General features: G+C 69.3%; 7 protein-coding genes. 2 read left to right on the plus strand and 5 right to left on the minus strand.

Going from position 1 to position 25827, the window contains the following annotated elements; all coding sequences use genetic code 11:
• Positions 1–70: 70 nt before the first annotated feature.
• The 4 genes from ACLJPD_RS20000 to ACLJPD_RS20015 form a co-directional block, all read right to left on the minus strand.
• Entirely contained in the window at positions 71–7621 is a 7551-nt protein-coding gene (locus ACLJPD_RS20000; protein WP_410874022.1) for an amino acid adenylation domain-containing protein, read from the minus strand.
• Between the two features lie 141 nt (positions 7622–7762).
• Positions 7763–13615 (minus strand): amino acid adenylation domain-containing protein, encoded by a 5853-nt coding sequence (locus tag ACLJPD_RS20005; RefSeq protein ID WP_410874023.1) that lies wholly within the window; start codon positions 13613–13615, stop codon positions 7763–7765.
• Positions 13616–13683: 68 nt separating this feature from the next.
• Complete coding sequence (locus tag ACLJPD_RS20010) at positions 13684–21111, minus strand: amino acid adenylation domain-containing protein (protein ID WP_410874025.1); 7428 nt, start codon at positions 21109–21111, stop codon at positions 13684–13686.
• 233 nt (positions 21112–21344) lie between these two features.
• Positions 21345–22211 carry a M23 family metallopeptidase gene (locus tag ACLJPD_RS20015; protein WP_410874027.1) on the minus strand — a complete coding sequence of 289 codons (867 nt, stop codon included), beginning with the start codon at positions 22209–22211 and terminating at the stop codon, positions 21345–21347.
• 268 nt (positions 22212–22479) lie between these two features.
• Here ACLJPD_RS20015 and ACLJPD_RS20020 point away from each other — a divergent pair, with 268 nt between their 5' ends.
• A complete protein-coding gene (locus ACLJPD_RS20020) occupies positions 22480–23526 on the plus strand; it encodes a nitronate monooxygenase (RefSeq protein WP_410874029.1) in 1047 nt (348 codons plus the stop codon).
• 71 nt (positions 23527–23597) lie between these two features.
• The gene (locus ACLJPD_RS20025; RefSeq protein ID WP_410874031.1) at positions 23598–23990 is read left to right on the plus strand and encodes an SCO5389 family protein; all 393 of its coding nucleotides are present in this window, start codon (positions 23598–23600) and stop codon (positions 23988–23990) included.
• A gap of 109 nt (positions 23991–24099) precedes the next feature.
• On the opposite strand, the gene ACLJPD_RS20030 is transcribed toward ACLJPD_RS20025, so the two are convergent.
• Complete coding sequence (locus ACLJPD_RS20030; protein ID WP_410874033.1) at positions 24100–25734, minus strand: long-chain fatty acid--CoA ligase; 1635 nt, start codon at positions 25732–25734, stop codon at positions 24100–24102.
• Positions 25735–25827: the final 93 nt, after the last annotated feature.

Here is a 25827-nt window from a genome sequence, read left to right on the forward strand (position 1 = left end):
CCTCATACCGATCTCGACGCACACCGGCACGGACGCGCACCGCGCGCGGACCAGCCAGTGAACGTGTCACCTATCCATCCATCCCGACCACCGTGCGCCGCTCGTGCGGCTGCCCGGCGTTGCCGATCATCTCACTGAGCGCGACAATCCTCGCACCGGTCCCGTCGCCGGGTTCGGCCACGGCCGACTCGGTGAACACGTGGCTCACCTCGTCGGCACCCCCCTGGTCTGCCCCCATCACCAGCGTCGCGCCCGCGATCGCGGCCGAGACGATCTCGAGCACACCCGCCACCGAATCCGGCCTGCCCGCCGCTCGCGTGCGCGATTCGAAGGTGAGCCCGGCGCGCTGGGCGACCTGCTCGGCCGCGGTCGCCAACTCGTCATAGCTCAGCGTGCGGCCACCGCCGACGAAGGCCACGTCGTCGCCGCGCAGGGCGCGGGTGCGGTGGGCGTAGCCGATCGGGCGCGGCGATTCCGCGGCCAGTTCGGCGTGCAGCGCAGGGTCGGCCAGGTCGTACCAGTCCAGGCCGTCCGGTGCGTCGAGGATGTCGATGGTCAGGCCGAGTTTCACCTCGAGGTTGCCCGGCAGGTCCGCGTCCATCGTCATCAGCGGCACCACCGCGGCACCGGCCTTGAGCACCGCCCAGGTCGCGATCGCCGCGTCCACCCCGCGGTCGAGGCGAACCGCGACTCCCGTGCCCGGCCCGGCCCCGCGGGCGATCAGCGAGCGCGCCAGTTGCGACGAGCGGGCGTCGAACTCGGCGTAGGCCAGCACGTCATCGCCCAGGTCGAGGGCGGGCGCGTCCGGGTCCTCCTCCACGGCGGAGGCCAGTTCCTGAGCCAGCGCGGCACCGTTGGCCGATGGCGCGGGGGCGTAGTCCGCCGCCGTCAGCGCGCGTTCGCGTTCGCCCGCGTCACGCAGGTCGATATCGCCGACGCGCACCGTGGGATCGGCGGCGACCGCGGTGACGATCTCGGTGAGTCCGCGCGCGAAGGCCGCCACGGTGTGCTCGTCGAAAAGGTCAGTGGCGTAGGTGAAGACGACGCCGATCTCGTCCGGTTCACCGGTGGCGGACAGGCGCGGTTCGATGTTGACCTGCAGGTCGAACTTGGCGGGCCGGGCCGCGAGATCCACCGCTTCGATGGTGAGGCCGGGCAGGCGGAGCACAGGGGTCTCGTTGTTGTGGAACGAGAGCACCACCTGGAACAGCGGGTTGTGCGAAACCACGCCGGTCGAGGCCACCTCCTCGACGACCCGCTCGAACGGCAGGTCGGCGTTGGCGAACGCGGCGAGGCCGACTTCGCGTGCGGCGCTGACCAATTCGTCGAATCCGCGGTGCGGGTCGACTTCGGTGCGCAGGGTCAGGGTATTGACGAACATGCCGACCAGGTCGTCGAGTTCGGGTTCGCCACGGCCGGCGATCGGGGTGCCGATCGCGATATCGGTGCTGCCGGAGATCCGGGCGAGCAGCACCGCCAGTGCCGCGTGCACGACCATGAACAGCGACGCGTTGTGGCTGCGGGCGAGTTCGGCGAGGCGGACGTGCACGTCGGCGGGCAGGGAGGTGCTCACGTCGGCCCCGCGCAGCGAGGCGTGCGCGGGACGCGGGTGGTCGTGCGGCAGTTCGACCGTCCCGGACCGGCCTGCCAGCGTCTGCCGCCAGAATTCCAGCTGCCTTGCCGCGGTTGAATTCTCGTCGGATTCCGAGCCGAGTACCACCCGCTGCCACAGCGCGTAGTCGGCGTACTGCACCGGCAGCGGCGCCCAAGCGGGCGAGCGGCCTTCGACGCGGGCCCGGTAGGCGATCACGAGGTCGCGGGCCAGCGGCGCGAGGGAGGCACCGTCGGCGATGATGTGCTGCACCACCACGGCGAGCACGTACTCTTCCTCGGCGAGCGGATCGTCGGCGGGCGAGGTGAACAGCCCGGCGCGCAAGGGAACTCGCTCGGCGACGTCGAAACCGCCTGCGAGCAAGCGCATTACCCGATCGCGCGGGTCATCGCACTCCTCGAGCGCGAGACCGGTGGGCAGCACCGCGCTGACGGGCAGGATCTCCTGGTACGGAACAGCATCGGCATCGTCGGCCGGGAAGCGGGTACGCAGCGCTTCGTGCCGTTCGAGCACATCGGCGACGGCGTAACGCAGGGCCGAGGTGTCGAGTGCGCCGCGCAGTCGCAGGACCAACGGGATGTTGTATGCCGGTGAGTCGGGGTCGATGCGGTTGAGCAACCACATCCGCTGCTGCGCGGGCGAGAGCGGAATCACGCCGCGATCCTGCGCCGGGATCAGCGGCGGTCGTGGCGCCGCCACCGAACCGGGGCGCACCCGGGCGGCGAGCGAACCGACGGTCGGCGCCTCGAACAGGTCGCGCACCACCAGGTCGGTACTGAGCGCCTGGTCGATGCGGGCGATGGCCCTGGTGGCCAGCAGCGAGTTGCCGCCGCGGTCGAAGAAGTTGTCGTCGAGACCGACCTCGGGCACGCCGAGCAGGGTCGCGAACACCTCGGCGACGCTGAGTTCGATGGGGGTGGTCGGGGCGCGGAAGGTGGTGGCCGCGGTGAACTCCGGCGCGGGCAGTGCGGCCCGGTCGAGTTTGCCGTTGGTGGTCATCGGCAGTTCCGGCACCACCACCACGGCGTCGGGAACCATGTAGCCGGTGAGGAATTCGCCGACGGCGGCACGCACGTCCACCGGGTCGAGCGTTGTGGACACGCGACGATCAGCGGACTCGGCATCGTCATCAGGACGTCCGAAGCGGGCACCTACCGGGCCCTTCGGCACGGACGCGGGCTCGGCTACCACCTCCGAGGCCGGGACGACGTAAGCGATCAGGCGGTCACCGGCGTGCTCGTCGGCGCGCACGATCACCGCGGACTGGCCGACGCCGGGTACGCGCAACAGGGCGGCCTCGATCTCGCCCGGCTCGACCCGGAAGCCGCGCAACTGGACCTGCTGGTCGCCGCGGCCGCCGTATTCGAGGGTGGGGGTGCCGCGGAACCCGATCCAGCGGCCGAGGTCGCCGGATCGGTAGCGGCGGGCACCCGGTTCGCCGAACGGGTCGGCGACGAAGCGGGTCGCGGTGAGGCCCGGCTTGCCCAGGTAGCCACGCGAGAGTTGATTACCCGCGATGTAGAGCTCACCCGCGACGCCGAACGGGACGGGGCGCAGCCGGTCGTCGAGGACGACGACCGACAGTCCGGGCAGTGCGCGGCCGATGAGGCTGCCCGCCAGTTCGGCGGCAGTGTCGTGCCGATCTTCGGTCGCCTCCGCCGTCCCGGTGTGGTCGGTGTCCGACCCTGCCCGGTGGGCCACGATGTCGGCCGTCCGCTCGGTCAGTACCTGGTGGGAGACATGGACGGTCGTTTCGGTGATGCCGTACATGTTGACGAGTTCCGGTGCGCCCGCGCTGTTTCCGTAGCGGTCGTACCACCGGTTGAGCTTGCGGGGGTCCAAGGCCTCGCCGCCGAAGACCACGTAGCGCAGCGGCAGCGGTGCCGCACCGGCGGCCTGTGCGGCGCGGTCGGCTTCGTCGAGTTGGGCGAAGGCAGTGGGGGTTTGGCTCAGCACCGTCACGTGTTCGCGGGCCAGCAGTTCGCGGAATTCGTTCGGCGAACGAGAAGTCAGGTGGTCGACAACGACGACCGACGATCCGCCTGCCAGCGCGCACCACAGTTCCCAGACGGAGAAGTCGAACGCGAAGGAGTGGAACACCGTCCACACATCGTCGGAGTCGAATTCGAACAGCAACTGGGTGTTGGCGAACAGTTCGAGCACATTGCGATGGGTCACCCCGACGCCCTTGGGCAGGCCGGTGGAACCCGAGGTGTAGATGACGTACGCCAGATGGTCCGGGCGCAGCGCGGCACGGCGCTCGCCGGGCTGCAGCGGTGCGGTGGAGAAAGCGGTCTCCTCGCCGAGCAGCACCACAGGCAGGTTCGCCAGCGATGTTCCCAACGGCACCGTCGACAGCGGATCGCGATCGGACGAGGCCCTGAGCAGGTCGTCTTCACCCGAAGTCGTCAGCAGGACAGTGGGTTTCGCGTCGGAGATCACGTATTCCAGGCGCTGCACGGGATATCCGGAGTCGATCGGGAGATATCCCGCACCGGAGAGCAGTACCGCCAGTAAGGCGACCGGCAGCTCCGAGGTGCGCGGAACGGCAACGGCCACCAGGGTTTCCGGACCCGCGCCCTTCTCGATGAGCGCACGAGCCAGGGCGGAGGCACGCCCGAGCAGATCGGCGAAGGTGAGAGACCGCTCCCCCGCTCTGACCGCGATCGCCTCGGGCCGCTGCTGTGCCTGGGCACTGATCAGATCGGCGAGCGTCACCTCGGGAACCGCGATGCCGGGCGAATTGCCCTCGCGCAGCACGAGTTCACGCTCACCGGGGGCGAGCACATCGATATCGCCGACGGGTGTGCGCGGATCGGCGGCGACCGCGGCGAGCACCCGCATCCAGCGATCGGCGAAGTCGGCGACGGTGGCGCGATCGAAAAGGTCGGCGGCATAGACGAAGGTGGCCGCCATGCCCTGCGCCGCGCCGTCGACACCGATGTGTTCGGCGAGTTCCACCTGCAGGTCGAACTTCGCCAGCGGCACCGTGAAGTCGGCGGCGGAGACGGCGAGGCCGGGGAGCGCCAGGTCGGTACGGGCCAGGTTCTGGAAGGTCAGCATCACCTGGAACAGCGGGTGCCGTGCGGTCGAGCGCACCGGCTCCAGCAGATCCACGAGTCGTTCGAACGGCACGTCGGCATGCCCGAAGGCGGCGAGATCGCGCGCTCTGACCTCGGTGAGCAGGTCGGCGAAGTTCACCGCCGGGTTCACCTCGGTGCGCAGGACCAGGGTGTTGACGAACATGCCGATCAGCTCGTCGAGCGCCTGCTCACCGCGGCCGGCGACCGGGGTGCCGATCGCGATGTCGCGGGTGCCGGAGAGCCGGGCCAGCAGCATGGCCAGCGCGGTGTGCACCACCATGAACAGCGTGGCGTTGTGCTCGCGGGCCAGCACGGACAGGCCAGCGTGGACCGAGGCGGGCACCTGAACACTCAGCGAGCCACCCGCCCGGCTCGACACGACGGGACGCGGCCGGTCCGCTGGTAGTTCGAGCTGCTCGGGCAAGCCGGACAGGGTCTTTCGCCAGAAGGCCAGTTGCGCGGCGAGCAGCGAATCCGGGTCGTTCTCCACGCCGAGCAGTTCGCGCTGCCACAGCGTGTAGTCGACGTACTGCACCGGCAGCGGCGGCCATTGCGGCGCGCCGCCGCCGCGGCGCTCGGCGTAGGCGGTGAGCAGATCCCTGGTCAGCGGCGCGAACGAGAATCCGTCGGCGGCAATGTGGTGCACCACGCACACCACGACGTGTTCGTTGTCCGAGATCGCGAGCACCCGCACCCGCACCGGCGGGCCCGCTGTGACGTCGAAGCCGGTCAGCGCGGCTGCCCCGATCGCCTCGGTGAGCTCGTCCTCGCCGACCTCGACGACCTCGAACTCCGGCATGGCGGCGGGATCGCCCGCCGCGAGCACCAACTGATGACCCTCGCCGTCGAGTACCACGCCGTCACCGATGGGTCCCTCGGCCACCGGGTACACCGTGCGCAGCACCTCGTGCCGCGCGATCAGATCGGCGATCGCGGCGCGCAGGGCGGGCAGGTCGAGGCGCCCGGACAGGCGAACCGCGACCGGGATGTTGTCCACCGCCGACGCGGGATCGAAGCGATTGAGGAACCACATCCGTTGCTGCGCATACGAAAGCGGGACCAACTCGGGGCGCGGCCGCGGCGTCAGCGGCAGCGCGTTCACCGAAAGGCGTTGCTGCTCGGCACGATTGGCGAGACCGGCGACGGTCGGCGCCTCGAAGACCGCCTGTACCGGCACCCGCACGTCCAGCGCGGCACCGATGCGGGCCACCGCCTGCGCGGCGAGCAACGAGTCACCGCCCAGTTCGAAGAAGTCGTCGTCGGCGCCGACCCGGCCAGCGCCGTCGCGCAGCAACAGTGCGGCGAATACATCGGCGACCACCTGTTCGGCCGGGGTCGCGGGCGCGCGGAAGCCACGCGCGGTGAACACCGGCGTCGGCAGCGCGGCGCGATCGAGCTTGCCGACCGACGTCAGCGGCAGCGCGTCGAGGACCATGATGACCGACGGAATCATGTACGCGGGCAACGATTCCGCGAGGAATTCCGCCAGTTCCCCGGTGTCGACCGTGCGGCCGACGCGCGGCAGCACGTAGGCGACCAGCGCCGTCGCGCCCGAGGGCATCGTCTTGCCCAGTGTCACCGCGTAGTCGAGGTCGGGGTGGGCGGTGAGCGCGTTCTCGATCTCGCCCAGCTCGATCCGGAAACCGCGCACCTTCACCTGGAAGTCGGTGCGACCCAGGTATTCCAGCGTGCCGTCGTGTTCGAATCGGCGCACCAGATCACCGGTGCGGTACAGCCTGCCCGGCCCGAACGGCGAGGCGACGAAACGTTCCGAAGTGAGCCCCGGCCTGCCCAGATACCCCTGTGCGAGGGCGGGACCGGACAGGTACAGCTCGCCGACCACCCCGGCTGGCACCGGCCGCAGCCGCGCGTCGAGCACGTACAAGCCCATGCCAGGCACCGCGGTGCCGATGGTGATCGGCGCGTTCGCGTGCAGCTTTCCGGTGCTGGTGGCGAGGATCGTCGCCTCGGTCGGCCCGTACCCGTTGTAGAACGCGCGCCCGCCGGTGGCCCAGCGGCCGACCAGCTCCGGCCCGAACCGGTCGCCCGCGACGATCACGGTCGTCAGGTCCGGCAGCCCGGCCGGGTCGACCGACTCGAGCGCGCCCGGGGTGATCAGCAGGTGGGTGATGCGTTCGCGGCGCAGCAGGTCCGACAGTTCGAATCCACCGAACACGCGCGGCGGCGAGATCACCAGCGTCGCACCGGCCCCGAAGGCAAGCAGCAGCTCGAGCACCGACACATCGAAGTTCGGCGAGCAAACGTGCAGCACACGCGAATCCGCCTGCACACCATAGTGTTCGCGCTCGGCGGCGACCAGCGTGGCAAGCCCCGCGTGCGTGACCTCGACACCCTTGGGCTTGCCGGTCGAGCCGGAGGTGTAGATGACGTAGGCCGGATGACCCTCGTCGATCGGACGGATCCGGTCGGCGTAGCTCACCGCGTGCCCGGGCCGCACCGCGATGCGTCCGGCGACCACCGGGTCGTCGAGCTCGATCCAGTACGCGGTGGTGCCGAGGCACGCGCGGTGCGCGGCGGTGGTCAGGCCGATGGTCGCGCCGGAATCGGCCACGATGTGGGCGATCCGGTCGGGCGGGTAGGCCGGGTCCACCGGCACGTACGCGGCGCCGGTTTTCGCGATGGCCCACACCGCGAGCACGGACTCGATCGAGCGGGCGATGGCGATCGCGACAACGTCGCCCGCACCCATGCCACGGTCGATGAGTTCTCGTGCCAGGCGCGAGGATCGCTCGTCGAGCTCACGATAAGTGAGGCACTGTTCCGCGCCGGGCGACCCGGTGGGGTTGTAGCGCAGCGCGATCGAATCGGCCGCGGACTCGACGGCGGCCGTGAGCAGTTGTCCGAACAACGGTGCGCCGGTTGCACGTCGGCGACCGGCACGGCCCGTGCGGCGGGGGGTTTCCACAGACCAATACACCTCTCGCGTCCGGCGGCCGAGTCGGACACAGCATAGCCACACCTATATAGCTATCGCCGACCGTCGCCGAGGTGTGCGCCACGACACACCACCTCTATCGCAACGGAATCGTAATACCCGTGTAGTCCGTTACGGAGAGGTATGGACGGATCGGTCCGCACCCGCGACGACCTGCGCAATCACCGGTCCGGCTGTAGCTAACGCCACAGGCGAGAGCATCTGCTGGTGGGTGGCCTCGACCGGGTGGTCAGCAATGATCCCGCTGACGAAAGGCCGCCATCTGGATGCTCCGTCCCCCAGTTTTTGGGGGGTCCGCACGGCCGTGAAATAGGTCAGATCGCCGTCGAATCGGGCGGGCCGGAGTTCGGTGAGAAGGGCCACCGAGCGCAGTGCGCCGCGATACATACCGACGAATTGCGCTCGCGAGATCGGTGCGTCTCCCGCCAGCGCGGCGTGCAGCGATCCCAGCGCGGCGTCATCGAGTTCGGCGAGCCGCTCGGGTAGCTGGTGTTCAGTGAGGCCGAGTTCGGTGAGCACGTGCCGCAGTTCGGCCTCGAAATCAACGAGGGCAGCGCCCGGAAGGCTGTCGAGCATCGTCAGCGACGCCACGGTTTCGCCCTCGGCCTGCAGGCGGGTCGCGACGGCCTGAGCGAGCACGCCGCCGAGCGACCAGCCGAGCAACTGATAGGGGCCGTGCGGTTGGACGCCACGAATTTCGGCCAGGTAGCGGTCGACGAGCTCCTCGGCCGAGGTGGGCCGGAAATCCGGGTCGTTCAGTGCGGGCGACTGGATGCCGACGACGGGCTGATCGTCGGGCAGATACGGCACCAGGCTCGCGTAAGCCCATGCCAGGCCGGAGACCGGGTGCACGCAGATCAGCGGTGCGCGGGTGCCGCGGCGGGCGATCGGGAGCACGACCGACAGCGCGGCTTCCATGTCCGCCGCGGTGGCCGGGCCTTCGCTGATTCTCGTCGCGAGACCCGCGACGGTCGGATCGGCGAAGAACGCGGCGACGGTGAGCTCCACGCCGGTGTGTTCGCGCAGGTGGTGCACCACGCGGGTGGCCAGCAGGGAGTTGCCGCCGAGGGCGAAGAAGTCGTCGTCGAGGCCGGGGGTTCGCGCGCCGAGAACCTCGGTGAAGACCGTGGCTACCGCGATCTCGTCGGCGGTCTCGGGGGCGCGGTAGCGGCGGGGTTCGAGCACCGGTGCCGGGAGGGCGGCTCTGTCGAGTTTGCCGTTCGCGTTCAGCGGGAGGCGGTCGAGGACCACGAAGGCCGCGGGCACCATATATGACGGCAGTACCTGCGCCACTGCGGCTTTGGCGTCCGCGGGGGTGAGCGTTGTCGCGGGTGCGGGTACGACGTAGGCGGCGAGACGTCCGCCGAGTCGCGGATCCTCGGTGGCGACGACAGCCGCATTGGCGATCCGCGGTGCGGCGAGCAGAGCGGCTTCGATCTCGCCGAGTTCGATACGGAATCCGCGAATCTTGACCTGGAAGTCGGTGCGGCCGCGGTATTCGAGTTCGCCGTCGGCGGTCCACGCGACGAGGTCACCGGTGCGGTACATGCGCGCGCCACCGGCGAAGGGATCGGCGATGAATCGGTCGGCGGTGAGGTCGGGGCGGGCGTGGTAGCCGCGAGCCAGTTGGGCGCCCGCGAGATACAGCTCCCCCGCGACCCCCACCGGGACCGGGCGCAGCCGGGCATCGAGGACGTAGACGCGGGTGTTCCATGCGGGTCGGCCGATCGGGACCGTGGCACTGTCGGTGGTGGTGACGCGGTGATCGGTGATGGAGACAGCGGCTTCGGTCGGGCCGTACAGGTTGTGCAGTGCCGCGGGGTTGCTCGCGAGGAAACGCTGGGCGGTCGCGGCGGGGAGGGCTTCACCGATGGCGAGCACCCGGCGCAGTGAATTCGGCAGGGTGCCTTCGGATTCGGCGAGCAGAGCGTCGAGCATGGAGGGCACTATGTGCAGGGTTGTCACCGATTGCTCGGCGAGGACGCGAAGCAGGTAGGCGGGGTCCCGGTGACCGTCGGGGGCGGTGATCACCAGGCGGCCACCACAGACCGCGGCCGACCAGAACTCCCAGACCGAGAGGTCGAACGTGGCGGCGGTCTTCAACAGCACCGAGTCGTCGCGGCCTAGGCCGAAAGCCGCTGTCTTCCAACGCAACTGATTGACTATCGCACCGTGCGAGACCGCCACGCCTTTCGGCTTACCGGTCGAGCCGGAGGTGAAGATGAGGTAGGCCGTGTTCTCCGGACGCAGCACACCGATGCGCTCGCCCGCCGTGATCGGGGCTGACGAGATCGCGGACAAGTCGATCGTGTCGATGGCGATCACCGATGCAGACGCACTGCCGGTGGCCTCGATGACGCCATCGCGCGCGAAACCGTCACGCGCGGTGGTCAGGACGCAAGCGGGCGCAGCCGTCTCGAGCACATACGCGATACGGTCGGCCGGTTGATCCGGGTCCACCGGGACATAAGCGGCACCTGCCTGGGTCACCGCGTACATGGCGATGACGAGGTCGGTGGATCGGCGCACGGCCAGCGCGACGCGGTCCTCGACTCGCACCCCCCGCGCGATCAGGTGCCGTGCGAGCTGATTCACGCGGGCGGCGAGATCGCGGTAGGTGAGCTGCGTGCCGTCGGCATCGACGAGTGCGACGCCATCGGGGTCGGCCGCCGCGGTGTCGGCGAAGAGGGAGGCGAGGGTCGCACTCGGATAGGGGTGGTCGGTTGCGTTCCAGCCGTGCAGGATTCGTTCCCGCTCGGCATCGAAGAGTAGTTCGATGTCATCGACGGGGCGTTGCGGCGCGGTGGCGATCGCGGTGAGAACTCGCGCGAACCGGTCCGCGTAGGTCCGGGCGGTCGATGCGTCGAAAAGGTCGGTGGCGTAGGTGAACACGCCGCTGATCCCCTGCGCGACACCGTCGCTGTCGTAGGCGTCGGCGACGATCGCGTGCAGGTCGAACTGAGATACCGCGAGGTCGACGTCGACACCCTCGACCGCGGTATCGCCGAGTTCGAGGCCGGTACGGCTGAGGTTCTGGAAGGACAAGCCGACCTGGAACAGCGGATGGCGGGCGGTGGAGCGGGCCGGGTTGATCGCCTCGACGAGGCGTTCGAAGGGCAGGTCCGCGTTCGCGAACACCTGCAGGTCGATATCGCGTTGGCGGGCGAGGAGTTCGGTGAACGACTCGCCCGGTTCGAGGGTGGTGCGGAAGACCAGGGTGTTGACGAACATGCCGATCAGGTCGTCCAGCGCGGCGTCACCACGGCCCGCGATGGGGGTGCCGACCGCCAGATCGTCGGTGCCCGCAAGCCTGGCCAGGGTCACCGCGAGGGCGGTGTGCACAACCATGAACAGGGTCGCGCCACTGTCGCGCGCCACGGCCAGTAGTGCGCGGTGGGTTGCGGCGTCGACCTCGATCGGGACGCGCCCGCCGGCGAAGGACTGCATCGCGGGGCGTGGCCGGTCGGCGGGCAGGTCGAGCTGGTCGGGCAGACCGGCCAGCGCGTCCCGCCAGTAGGCGAGCTGGGCGGCGGCCAACGACCCCGGGTCGTCCTCGCTGCCGAGCAGAGCTCGCTGCCACAGCGCGTAGTCGGCGTACTGCACGGCCAGCGGTGCCCAATCCGGCGCGTCACCCGCCGAGCGCGCCGCGTAGGCGAGCATGAGATCCCTGGTCAGCGGCGCGAGCGAGGATCCGTCGCCGGCGATGTGGTGCACGACAACGGCGAGCACCGATTCGTCGGCGCCGAGCTCGAACAACGCGACCCGCAGCGGCACCTGGCCGCGCACATCGAACCCGGACGAACCGAACTCGCGCACGGCGGCGGTGAGCTGGTCGGGCGCGATCGAGCGCACCTCGAGCTGTGGTGTCGCTGCCGATCCAGCCAGAATCCGCTGGATCGGCCCGTCGTCGGTCTCTGGGTAGATCGTCCGCAGGGTTTCGTGCCGGGCGACGAGGTCTGCCACGGCCGCGCGCAAGGCCTCGCGATCGATGGCACCGTGCAGCCGCACCGCCATCGGGATGTTGTAGGCGACCGAGCCGGGATCGAACTGATTGAGGAACCACATCCGCTGCTGGGCCAGCGACAGCGGAATCCGCGCGGGCCGCTCCCCCGCCACCAGCGCGGGACGTGCGCCGGCGCCGGCGGATTCGGTGAGGTGCCGCGCCAGGGCTTCCACGGTCGACGCCTCGAACAGCAGCCGGACCGGGAAGTCGGCATCCAGCGCGGCGCCGAGGCGGGCGGCGACCTGAGTGGCCATCAGCGAGTTGCCGCCGAGCGCGAAGAAGTCGTCGTCGCGGCCGATCTGCATGTCGCCGAGGCCGAGCACCTGGACGAAGGTGCCCGCCACGATCTGCTCGACTGGTGTTGCAGGAGAACGGAATTCGGCGTGTTCGAGAACGGGCGTGGGCAGTGCCCTGCGATCGAGTTTGCCGACCGGGGTGAGCGGGATGGTGTCGAGTTCCATCAGCACGGTCGGCACCATGTGCGCGGGCAGGCTGCGCTCAGCGAAGGCGGTGAGGGCGGCGGTGTCGACGGTGGCGCCCGGCACCGCATGCACATAGGACACCAGAATGGTTGCGCCACTGTCCAGTTCGTGACCGATAGTGGCGGCGAAGTCGAGACTTTCGTGAGCCGCGAGTACCGCGTCGATCTCACCGAGTTCGATCCGAAAACCACGAATCTTGACCTGGAAGTCGTTGCGGCCCACATAGTCCAGTGCGCTGTCGGGGGTCCAGCGGACCAGGTCGCCGGTGCGGTAGAGGCGAGACCCGGCCGGGTCGAACGGATTCGCGACATATCGGGAAGCGGTGAGGCCGGGGCGGGCGTGGTAGCCGCGGGTCAGCTGGGCGCCGGTGATGTAGAGCTCGCCGGTGACGCCGGGCGGGACGGGACCGAGCCGGTCGTCGAGAACGTATTCGGCGACGCCGGTGATCGGGCCGCCGATGGTCATCGGGTCACCCGGCTTCAGCGGCACACTGATATTGGTGACGATGGTCGTCTCGGTGGGACCGTACACGTTGAGAAATGCGCGCAGCGTGCCGTCGGCGAGCGGAACAGCCCAGCGCCGCAACAGATCAGGGGGAACAGCCTCGCCACCGGCCGCCACCACCCGCAAGTCGTCCAGTCCGTCCGGGTCGACCGACGCCAGCACGGCCGGGGTGATGAAAGCGTGACTCACCCGCTCACGTCGAAGCAGCGCGGCTAGGTCGTCGCCGCCGTACACACTCGGGTCGACGATCACCATCGTGGCGCCCGCACCGATCGCCAGCAGCAGCTCCAGCATCGAGGCATCGAAGGACGGCGACGCGAAATGCAGAGTGCGCGAGTTGGATTCGACGCTGTAGTGCCGACTCTGCTCCGCACAGAACCCAGCGAGCCCGGCCTGGGTCACCGCGACGCCCTTGGGCAGACCGGTGGAGCCGGAGGTGTAGATCAGGTAGGCCAGATCCTCAGCCCGGACAGGACGCAGCCGGTCTGCCGCAGTGATCGCCTCGCCGGAGAGATCGTCGAACAGTCGGCCGGTTGACTCGGCGTCGAGTTCGAGCCATCGGACCTCGGCGGGAAGACCATCGGCCACGGCGGCGACCGTCAGACCGAAGACCGCGCCGGAGTCGGTGACCATGTGGGCCACGCGGTCCGGGGGGTAGTTCGGGTCGACCGGGACGAAGCCCGCGCCGGTCTTGGTGATGGCCCAGACCGCGAGTACCGATTCGATGGAGCGTGGGATTCCGATAGCCACCAGGTCGCCCGCGCCGATGCCGCGGCCGATCAGGAGGCGGGCGATGCGGTTGGAGCGCTCGTCGAGTTCGGCGTAGGTGCGGGCGCCGAGGGTACGGGTGGCGTCGGCGAGGACGACCGCGAGACCGTCGGGGCTGATCTCGACCGCGGTGGCCAACAGCTGTGCCAACGCGGTGACGCGCGGGCGACGAGTACGTACCGGTCGGGTTCTCGCCGGTCGTGTCATAGCTGTTCCACCTCACCCATCACCGAAACCTTTGTCCCGCACAGGGACCCGTGACGCGAACTCCGGGCTCACGCCACCGGGGCGCGCAGATCTCCGATTACCAGCACGACCTCGGCCGATCCCGGATTGCCCGGTACGGCATCCGCAGCGATCAGCGCCTGCAGATCGCCCAGTCCGGCGGTATCGAGCGCCTCGATACCGGCCCGATCACCGAACAGGTGGGTCACCCATTCCTCGGCCAACACCGTCGACAATTCGTTCGCGTGCGACTGGCCGTTAGCAGCCGCGACCGCCGTCGAATCCGAGGCCTGCACCGGCACTCCTGCGTCGGCGGACCCCGATACCGACGAGGCATCCGCGAACGACGCACCTGCGACACAGGGTGCCAACACCATCGACGCGCCCGCGACACCGGCGGCCACCGGCTCGACGAGCGCGGTGAAGCTGTCGACGGCGCTGTAGCCGAAGGTCCGTGCTTCGAAGGTCAGGTCGGTGTCGGTGCGCACTTGCGCACCCGCCGTGGCGAGTTCGTCGTAGCTGCGGGTGCCGTCGGCGCCGACGAAGGCCGGATCCGTGCCGCGCAGGGCACGGGTGCGGTCGGCGTAGGTGACGGGGCGAGCGGACTGGGTGGACAGTTCGGTTCTGATCGCCGGGTCGTCGAGGGAGATCCAGTCGACGCCGCGAGGTTCACCGACGGTGATACCCAGCTTCGCGGTGGGTTCGGTCCGCGGCTCGGAGCCGGTCAGCGGGATCACCGCCGCGCCCGCCTTGAGGATCGCCCAAACCGCGACGGCCCAGTCGACCCCGCGCGGAAGATCAACGGCCACACCGTCGCCGGGGCCGAAGCCGCGGCCGATCAACAGCCGGGCCAGGCGTGCGGAGCGGGTGTCGAGCTGGTCGTAGGTGAGCACGTCGTCGCCCCATACGAGGGCCGGGCCGTCGGGGTCGTCCTCGGCGGCGGCGGTGAAAGCCTGGGCGAGGGTGGTACCGCCCGACGGGGTGCTCGGCGCGGGAGCCGTCGCCGCACCGGCGAGCAGCCGCGCGCGTTCGGACTCGTCGAGGATGTCGATGTCGCCGATGCGGATCTGCGGGTCGGCGGCGACAGCGGTCAGGATGCGGGCGAAGCGGGCGCCGATGCCGCGCACGGTGGCTTCGTCGAACAGGTCGGTGGCGTAGTTGAACAGCGTCACCAGTTCGCCGGGCTCACCCGCGGCGGTGAAGCGCGGTTCGACATCGACCTGTAGGTCGAACTTGGCCGCGACCGCGGTATCCAGCGCATTCACGGTCAGACCGGGCAGTTCGAGCGCGGCCGTCTCGTTGTTGCTGAAGGTGAGCGCCACCTGGAACAGCGGGCTCTGCGCACTGCCGCGACCCGGCGCGACGACCTCGGCGACCCGCTCGAACGGCAGGTCGGCATTGGCGAACGCGCCGAGATCCGTCTCGCGGGCCACGTCGACGGCCTCATCGAACGATCCGGCCGGATCGAGCGTGGTCCGCAGGGTCAGGGTGTTGACGAACATGCCGACCAGATCGTCGAGCGCCCGCTCACCGCGACCGGCGACGGCGGTGCCGATGGCGATATCGGCAGTGCCCGACAGCCGTCCGAGCAGCACGGCCAGCGCCGCGTGTACGACCATGAACAGCGACGACTTGTGTTCGCGCGCGAGGTGGTTCAGTGCGGTGTGCACCTCGGCGGGCATGCGTAGTTCGGCGGTGGCGCCGCGCAGGGTCGGCACCGAGGGACGCGGGCGATCCTGCGGCAGCTCTAGCAGCGGTGGCACATCGGCCAACTGGTTACGCCAGTAGTCGAGCTGGGCGGCGGCCAGGGATTGCGGCTGCTCGTCGTCGCCGACGACCGCCCGCTGCCACAGCGCGAAGTCCGCGTACTGAACTTCCAGCGGCGCCCACGCTGGGCTCTGCCCCGCCGCACGGGCGACATAGGCGGTCATCAGATCGCGAGCGAGCGGCGCCAACGATGCGCCGTCGGCCGAAATATGGTGCACCACAACGACAAGCAGCCAGTCGGCCGAGGTTCCATCGGTCAGCAACCGTGCGCGCAGCGGAACCTCACGCGTCACGTCGAAACCCGCACCGGCCAATTCGGCTGCACGAGTAAGGATTTCGGTAGTCGTCTCGACCTGGAGCCCATCCGGCAGCACGTCGGCTACCGAGCGAATCTCCTGGACCGGCATCCCATCGGCCACTGCGGTGTCGTCAGCAGCGGCCTCTGCGCCACCAGCCACCGGAAAGTACGTGCGCAAGGACTCGTGTCTGCCGAGCACGTCGGTCACGGCGGCGTCGAGCGCGGCCACGTCGAGGTCGCCGGAGAGGCGGATCGCGAAGGGGATGTTGTAGGAACCCGAGGTGGGGTCGAGCTGGTTGACCACCCACATGCGCTGCTGGGCCAGCGACAGCGGAATGCGTTGCGGGCGTTCGGCGGCGACCAGCGGCGGGCGGGCGGGCGTACCGCTCGCCCCGCCGATGCGCGCGGCCAGGGCCGTCACGGTGGGCGTCTCGAAGAGGTCGCGAATGGTGAGCTGGGCGTCGAGGGCCTCGTTGATGCGGGCGATCGCGCGGGTGGCGAGCAGCGAGTTACCGCCGATGTCGAAGTAGTCGTCGTCGGCGCCGACCCGGGCCATGCCGAGCAGTTCCGCGAAGACCCCGGCGATGATCTCCTCGGCGGGGGTGGCGGGCGCGCGGAATTCGCCCGCGGTGAAGGCGGGTGCCGGCAGGGCCTTGCGGTCGAGTTTGCCGCTCGGGTTGAGGGGGAAGCTGTCCAGCACCGTCACGACGGTGGGAACCATGTACGCGGGCAACGATTCCGCGACGGCCGTACGCAGCTCCGTCGGCTCGGGCTGTTCGCCGGGGCGCGCCACCACATACGCGACCAGGTGCTGGCCCGACGCCGTGTCGAGCACCAGAGCCACGGCCTGGGTGACCGAATTCCGCGCGAGCAGGGCGGTCTCGATCTCGCCGAGTTCGATGCGCTGACCACGGAACTTCACCTGGAAGTCGGTGCGGCCCAGGTATTCCAGCGCGGGCTCGGCCGAAGTTCCACCCCAGCGAACGAGGTCACCGGAGCGATACATCCGCGCACCGGGCTCGAAGGGGTTGGCGACGAACCGATCAGCGGTCAGGCCTGGACGGGCAACGTAACCGCGAGCGAGTTGGTCACCGGCGAGATACAGCTCGCCGACGACCCCGGCTGGCACGGCACGCAGCCGCGAATCCAACACGTACACACGGGTGTTCCACTCCGGCACGCCCATCGGCACCGAACCACGATCGGAGTCGCTTGCGGGCCAGCGCGTCACAGTGACAGCAGCCTCGGTAGGTCCGTACAGGTTGTGCACACGGGCCGTGGACACCCTGGCTACGTCGGTCACGGTCTCGGTGGGCAGCGCCTCACCGGCGGCGAACACCGCACGCAGACTCGAAATCGACCCCGCGGTGGTGTGCGCGGCGAAGACCGACAGCATCGACGGAACGAAGTCGGTGAGCGTAACACCCTGCGCCGCAATGGTTTCAGCGAGATACACCGGGTCACGATGTCCGTCGTGGGTCGACACGACCAGCTTGGCGCCGGTCCGCAGCGGCAGGAAGTAGCCCCACAGCGACACGTCGAACGTGGCGGGCGTCTTCTGCAGATACACATCCGACGGGCCGATCCCGTACTCGGCGCCCATGTAGACCATCTGGTTGACGATCGCCGCGTGCGACACCGCCACGCCCTTGGGCCGCCCGGTGGAACCGGAGGTGAAGATGACGTAGGCCGGATTCTGCGGCAGCACAGGGCAAGCCAACTCGAGCGGCTCACCCGAGAACTCCTCGAGCGACACGGAATCCACCAGGATCACCGGCACACCGGCGGGAACCTCGACAGCATCCGCGGTGGTGCTCAGGACAGCGGCGGGCGCGGCGGTATCGAGAATGTGCGCGATGCGATCGGCCGGATGATCCGGGTCGATCGGCACGTACGCCCCACCGGCGGTCACGATCGCGTACATCCCGACCACCAGGTCGAGCGAACGCCGCATCGCGAGCCCGACCAGGGACTCGGGGCCGACACCCTGCGCCACCAGCAACCGCGCGAGTCGGTTGACCCGCTCATCGAATTCCCGATAGGTCAGCTCTGCACCCTCGTAGGCAACAGCGACAGCGGAGGGATACTCGGCCACGGCACGCCGATAACCATCGAGCAGCAGCTCCGGTGCGAGATCGTGGCGAGTGTCGTTCCACTGCACCAGGATTCGATCCAGCTCAGCGGGCTCCATGAGCTCGATCGCACCGAGCGGCTCGGCCGGGGCGGCGACGATCGATGCCAGCAACCGCTGGAACCGGTCGGCGAACCCGGCAATGGTGTCGGCGTCGAACAGATCGGTGGCATAGGTGAGCCCGACCGCGATGCCGTGCGGCGCACCGTGGCGATCGGTGTCCTCCACCATCTCGAACTGCAGGTCGAACTTGGCGAACGGCATGGTCAGCTCGACACCGGAGACCGTCATGCCGGGCAGCTCGAGTGCCGTCCGCGCCATGTTCTGGAAAGCGAGCATCACCTGGAACAGCGGGTGGCGCGCGGTCGACCGAGCCGGATCGAGCAGCTCGACCAACCGCTCGAACGGCACGTCGGCGTGGCCGAAGGCCGCGACATCGACAGCGCGGGTCCGGGTGAGCAGCTCTTCGAAACCGGCCGCCGAATCGACCTCGGTGCGCAACACCAGCGTGTTGACGAACATGCCGATCAGGTCGTCGAGCGCGGCGTCACCGCGACCCGCGACAGGCGTGCCGATGGCGATGTCGGTGCTACCCGACAGCCTGGCCAGCAACGCCGCCAGCGCAGCGTGCACAACCATGAACAGCGTCGAATTATGTGTGCGCGCAAGCTGATCCAGCCCGGCGTGCACCTCGGCCGGGATACGGAAGTCCAGGCTCGCACCCCGGTAGGAGGCGGTGGCGGGCCGCGGCCGATCGATCGGCAGCTCGAGCTGATCGGGCACACCGGCGAGCTGGGTGCGCCAGTAGTCGATCTGCTGGGACAGGATCGACTCCGGGTCGTCCTCGGTGCCGAGCACGGCACGCTGCCAGAGTGTGAAATCGGCGTACTGGACGGCCAATTCGGGCCAGCCCGGCGCATTGCCCGCGCTGCGCCGCACGTAGGCGGTCATCAGGTCACGGGTGAGCGGACCCATCGACACACCGTCACCGGCGATGTGGTGCATCACGCAGACCAGCACATGCTCGGTCGCGCTCAGCCGCAGCAGGCGCAACCGCAGCGGCGGGGCGACGGTGACGTCGAAGCCAGCACCGACGGTCTCGGTGACCAAGGCCGCGATCGCGTCCTCGGTGGCGTCGTCCGCCGCGAGGGCGGGCACGGCGCGCGGGTCCGACAGCGGCAGCACCAGCTGCGTGCCGACCCCGTCGACCGGCGGATACATCGTGCGCAGCACCTCGTGGCGGGCCACCAGGTCGGTGACCGCGACGCGCAACGCGTCGACATCGAGCGCACCCGACAGGCGCACCGCGATCGGCATGTTGTTCACAGCGCTGGCCGGATCGAACTGGTTGAGGAACCACATCCGCTGCTGGGCGAACGACAGCGGAATCGAATCGGGGCGCTGCTGGGCCACCAGCTCCTGGCCCGAACCGGTGCCGATACGCCGTTCGACGCGTTCGGCCAGTCCCGAGACCGTGCTGACCTCGAACAGCACCTGCACCGGAATCCTGGTGTCGAGCGCGGCGCCGATGCGCGTGGCGGCCTGCGCCGCCAACAGCGAGTTGCCGCCGAGTTCGAAGAAGTCGTCGTCGGCGCCGACCCGGATCTCCTCCGGCGCACCGGCGGTCAGCAGTTCGGCGAAGACACCCGCCACCACCTGCTGCACCGGTGTCGCGGGTGCACGGAACTCGCGCATGGCGAAGACGGGTTCCGGCAACGCCTTTCGATCCAGCTTGCCCACCGGAGTCAGCGGGATGCGGTCCAGGACCATGATCGCGGCAGGAATCATGTAGCCGGGCAAGGATTCCGCGAGGAAGGCGTCGAGCGCGGCGACATCGACCGAGGCGCCGGGGCGGGGCATCACATACGAAACCAGTGCTGTCACACCGGAAGGCAGGGTCTTGCCGAGGGTGGCCGCGAAATCGATATCGGGGTGCGCGGTGAGCGCGTTGTCGATCTCACCGAGCTCGATCCGGAAGCCACGGATCTTCACCTGGAAGTCCGAGCGGCCCATGTACTCGATGACGCCGTCGCCGGATTCGGCACGGCGCACCAGGTCACCGGTGCGATACAGGCGCGCGTTCGCGTCACCGGACTCGGCACCGAACGGGCTGGCGACGAATCGTTGCGCGGTCAGCGCGGGTCGGTTCAGATAGCCCTGGGCCAGTGCGGGACCCGACAGATACAGCTCACCGATCACGCCGACGGGGACCGGGCGCAGCCGGGAATCCAGCACGAACGCGCCGACGCCCGCGATCGCGGCACCGATCGTCACCGGCGCGGCCGGGTCCATCGGCGCAGTGCTGGTGGCCAGGATGGTGGCCTCGGTGGGGCCGTACCCGTTGTAGAACTCACGCTCGCCGACAGCCCAGCGACCGACCAGTTCCGGACCGAACTTGTCACCCGCGACGACCACAACCCGCAGCTCGTCCAGGTCGGCCGGATCGACCGATTCCAGCGCGCCCGGCGTGATGAGCATGTGCGAAACATGTTCGCGGCGCAGCAGATCCGCGAGTTCGAAACCACCGAACACGCCGGGCGGCGCGATCACCAGGGTGGCGCCCGCGGAGAAGGTGAGCAGCAGTTCGAGCACCGACACGTCGAAGTTCGGCGAGCACACGTGCAGCACCCGCGAGTCGGCGGCAACACGGTAGTGCGCGCGCTCGGCGGCGACCAGCCCGGCCAGACCGGTGTGGGTCACCACAACGCCCTTCGGCTTACCGGTGGAGCCCGAGGTGTAGATGACGTAGGCCGGGTGCCGCTCGTCGAGGGTGCGGATCCGGTCGGTGTAGGAGATCGGGTGCGCGGGCTGGGCCGCGATGTGGGCGGCTGTCGCGGCATCGTCGAGTTCGAGCCAGGTCAGCGCCGTGCCGAGCACCTCGTGCTGGGCGGCGGTGGTGAGCCCGAGCACCGCGCCCGAGTCGGACACGATGTGCGCGATGCGGTCGGCCGGATAGTTCGGGTCGACCGGGACGTAGGCGGCGCCGGTCTTGGCGATCGCCCATACCGCGAGCACGGATTCGATCGAGCGGGCGATGCCGATGGCCACCACGTCGCCGGGACCGATGCCGCGGGCGATGAGCGCGCGGGCCAGCTGGGAGGACTGCTGGTCGAACTCCGAATAGGTGAGCTGACGCTGATCGGCGGAGTCACCGGACGGGTTGAACCGAACCGCGACCCGATCGGCGGCCGATTCGACGGCGCCCGTCAGCAACTGCCCGAATGTCGGACTGCTCGACCGGCGACGGCGGGTACCGCGGGCAGAACGACGGGCAGTTTCCATTCGAGTTCATTCACCTCTCATCGAGCCTGTACGCGCGGCTGCCCCGCATCGTGCAGATCGAGCCATCATATAGACCGACAGCATCATGTCCGAGTCGCGTGCCCCCAGTGCTCGGGGCCCAGAGACGTATCGACCCGGCCCAGCGAGGTGTTGCCCCCGTCAACGGCAAAGTGACGGGGTTCATAGAACCACCGTCACTCGCTGTGCGGAGAAAGCTCCGCGCTCATAGGCGCTCAGTGCGCGGAAGGGCCCCACTCCAGCGGCACGCCCTTGGACGCGAGGTACGGAATCGGGTCCATCTTGTCGCCGCCCTGATCCCAGATCTCGAGGTGCAGGTGCGGGCCGGTGGACTGGCCGCGGTTGCCCACGGTCGCGATGACCTGGCCCGCGTTGACCCGCTGGCCCTCGCTGACCAGCATTTCGTTGACGTGGCCGTAGACGCCGGTGGTGCCGTCGTCGTGCAGCACGCGCACCCAGAGACCGAAGCCCGAGGCCGGGCCCGCCTCGATGACGGTGCCGTTGGACACGGACTTGATCGGGGCGCCGATCGAGTCGGCGAAGTCGATGCCGTAGTGCATGGCACCCCAGCGGGCGCCGTAGCCGGAGCTGATCGGACCCGCGACCGGCCGGGCGGCCTGCGGCGGCGCGACCTGGTGCTGGATGCCCTGCAGGATGTCCTCGACCTGCGAGAGCGGGCCGGAGATCTCGGGAGGCAGGTTGCCGATACCGAAGGGCGCGGCCACGGGGGCGGCGATCGCCGCGGCGACCGCGTTCACCGGTGCGGGGGTCTCGACGTGCGCGGAGACCTGCTGCGCGGCGACGAGGTCGACATCGGCGCGTGCGGACTCGGGTACGACCGATTCCTCGACGCTGTCGTCGTGGGTCGGCAGCAGCGGCGCGGCGAAGGCCAGGGCCGGTGCGATCTGGGCTGTGACGCCGACCAGGGCACCCGCGGCGACCGCGGCACTCGCGGCGACGCGCACCCGATCGGTGCGCGAGGCCTCGGCGCGGTGCCTGCTCCTGCTCGGGCTCCGAACATCCGCGTGCGCAAGCAGAGCCTGCACGGAGATGGATTCGGGACCCACACGGTGCTGCGACAAGATCTCGTCCTAGCGTCCGACCAACAAGGAAACGAAACCGGTCTGCGACCGGCCCGGAGCCCACCTGGGTGTTCTCCACTGCCGAACTATGTGTAACGGTTCGGCATACGTTGTGACGCGAACACTACTCGGCCGTGACCATTCCGCAACCTTCGATCACAAAATCGCAGGTAGATGACGGTGCCACACAGTAACGATCACGGTGTCCGACGCATCACACGTGTTGTCATGGGGCCTGAACACGGCCGCGACCGATCAGACTCGACCCATGGTGATCGAGACCTTGACTGCCCCCATCATCGCCGCGCCCATGGCAGGCGGCCCTTCCACACCCGAACTGGTGGTCGCCGTGACGGCCGCGGGCGGGTTCGGCCAGCTCGCCGCGGGCTACCTCGGCACCGAGGCGGTGGCGGCACAGATCGCAGCGACGCGAGCGGCCACCGCGGCACCGTTCGGCGTGAACCTGTTCGCACCGGGGCCGGTGGCCGATCCGGTCGCCTACGCGACCTACCTCGCCGAACTCGGCGCCGAATTCCCCCTCGGCACCCCGGAGCACGACACCGACGGCTGGGAGGACAAGCTCGATCTCCTGGTCGCCGATCCGGTCGCGGTGGTCTCGACGACCTTCGGGTGCCCCACCGCGGTGGAGGTGGACCGGCTGCACGCGGTCGGCTCGGAGGTGTGGGTGACGGTCACCTCGGCTGCCGAGGCACTGATCGCCGTCGACGCGGGCGCCGACGTGCTGATCGCCCAGGGCGCCGAGGCGGGCGGGCACCGCGCGAGCTTCCTCGACGACCCCGCCGACGACCCGATCGACCCGCCCGGCCTGCTGACCCTGATCCAGCTGCTCACCGCCGTCACTTCCCGACCGCTCGTCGCGGCGGGCGGGATCGCGACGGGCGCGGGCGTGGCCGCAGTGCTGGCAGCAGGCGCGTCGGCGGCGCAGATCGGGACCGCGCTGCTGCGCTGCCCGGAAGCGGGCACCAATCCCGTGCACCGCGGCGCGATCGGGACGGCGGAACCGACGATGCTCACGCGCGCGTTCACCGGACGCCGCGCCCGCGGGATTCGCAACCGTTTCCTCGTCGAACACACCGCCGACGCGCCGGCCGCCTACCCCGAAATCCATTACGCCACTGCCCCGTTGCGGGCCGCCGCGCGAGCGGGCGGCAACTCCGACGAAGTGAATCTGTGGGCGGGACAAGCGCATTCGCTCAGCACCGGGCAACCAGCAAGCGAACTGGTCGCCGACCTGGCCGCCGACGCGAAAAGCGCACTCCGAAAAGCACTTTCGGAACGAATCCAGGGTTATTGACAACGAATTTCGTTTAGACTCGGACCTGGCATCGCATCCCGCCGACCACCCCCAAGCAGGAGGAGAGCGCCATGTCCCTCGATGTTCCCGCCGCACTACTCGAACGCGCCGAACAGGGCAATATCGACGACGCCGAATTCGTCGAATGTGTCCGTACGTCACTGCCCTACGCATGGGAGGTGGTGAGCCGGGTCGCGGACGACCTGCGCACCGGCACCGACGAATACGCCGACAACCGGATCCCGCCGCCGGACGAGGTGGCCCGCGGTCAGCTGCTGCGCGCCTTAGCCTCCGACGCCATTCGTGGCGGCCTGGAACGGCATTTCGGTGTGAAGCTGGCCTTCCAGAACTGCCACCGGGTCGCGGCCTTCCCGCTGTCGGCCGTCGGCGGGGAGACCTACACCCGCTACATCAGCCCGCGAGCCCAGCTCCTCAACCAGAGCCCGGAGCTCCGCAACTGCTGAGGTAGAACCGAAAAGGGCGGGCGTGGAAGCAATTCCACGCCCGCCCTTTTTGCGCTTACTTCGTCATCGCGGCCCGAAGGGCCGCGATTCGAGCGCGCCAGCGCTCCAATTACACCGTGGTGACTTCCAGTTCACCTTCGGCGTACTGGGCGCGCAGGCGCTTCTTGTCGAACTTGCCCACGCTGGTCTTGGGGACCTCGGCGATGAAGGTCCAGCGCTCCGGCAGCTGCCACTTGGCGAACTTGTCGGCCAGGTAGTCGCGCAGTTCGGTTGCCTCGGCGGCGGCGCCTTCGGCGAGCACGATGGCGACCAGCGGGCGCTCGTCCCACTTCTCGTCCGGAACGCCGATGACCGCGGCCTCGGCGACGGCCGGGTGGCCCATCACCGCGTTCTCCAGGTCCACCGAGGAGATCCACTCGCCACCGGACTTGATGACGTCCTTGGAGCGGTCGACCAGGGTGAGGTAGCCGTTGGGGCTGATCTTGCCGACATCGCCGGTGCGCAGCCAGCCGTCGTCGAACTTGTCCGGGTCGATCTCCGCGCCGGTGGGCGAGTAGTAGGAGCCGGTGATCCACGCGCCGCGGACCTCGAGCTCACCGAGCGCCTCGCCGTCGTTCGGGACGACCTTGCCGTCGTCGCCGACCAGCCGCGCCTCGACGTTGGCCGGGAAACGACCCTGGGTGTAGCGGTACTCCCAAGCCTCGTCGTCGCTGACGCCCGCGGGCGCGTGCGCGACGCTGCCGAGCGGGGAGGTCTCGGTCATGCCCCACGCGTGCAGGATGCGCACGCCGTGCTTCTCCTCGAACGCGCGCATCATCGCGGGCGGCACCGCGGAACCACCGACCACGGCGGTGCGCAGGTGTGAGATGTCCTGCGGTGCGGCGGCAAGCGCGGCCAGCACGCCACCCCAGATGGTGGGCACGGCAGCGGCGAAGGTCGGCTTCTCGGCCGCCATCATCTCCAGCAGCGGGCCGGGCTGCAGGAAGCGGTCCGGCATCAGGATGTTGGCGCCCGACATCAGCGCCGCGTACGGCAGGCCCCACGCGTTGGCGTGGAACAGCGGCACGATGGCCAGCACGTAGTCCGAGCCCTGGAAACCCATGCCGTTGGGCGAGTTCACCTGCATGGCGTGCAGCCAGTTGGAGCGGTGCGAGTAGACGACGCCCTTCGGGTCGCCGGTGGTGCCGGAGGTGTAACACATCGCGGCAGCGGAGCGTTCGTCGATGACCGGGAAGTCGAAGTCGGCCGACTGCGCGTCGAGAAGTTCACGGTAGGAGTGCACCGTGACGCCCTCGGGCGCGGTGAGCGCCGCGGGGTCACCGTTGACAACGATCACGTGCCGCACGGTCTTCAGGTTCGGTAGGTACTGCGCGAACAGCGGTAGCAGCGTGCCGTCGACGAGCACGACCTTGTCCTCGGCGTGATTGGCGACGAACACCAACTGCTCGGGGAACAGCCGGATGTTGAGCGCGTGCAGCACCGAGCCCATCGCGGGCACCGCGATGTAGGCGACCATGTGCTCGTTGTTGTTCCACATGAAGGTGCCGACGCGGTCGCCCTCTTCGATGCCGAGCCCACGCAGCGCGTTGGCGAGGCGAGCCGAATCAGCACCCAGCTCGCGGTAGGTCATGGTGCGAACACCGTCACCGGTCCATGTGGACACGGTCGAATCGCCCTGGAAAGTTGCGGCATAGTTGAGCAGTTTGGCCAGCGAGAGCTGGTCTTCCTGCATGGTGCTCAGCATCGATGCTCCTTCAAGTCCCTGCCGTGGCATGAGCCACGTCACAACGGATGCTACCGAAAGGTTTGAGCCTCGCAATCGTTTACTCCGACAACA

The organism is Nocardia sp. A7 (genome assembly GCF_046549215.1).
In the GTDB taxonomy this organism is placed as follows: Bacteria; Actinomycetota; Actinomycetes; order Mycobacteriales; family Mycobacteriaceae; genus Nocardia.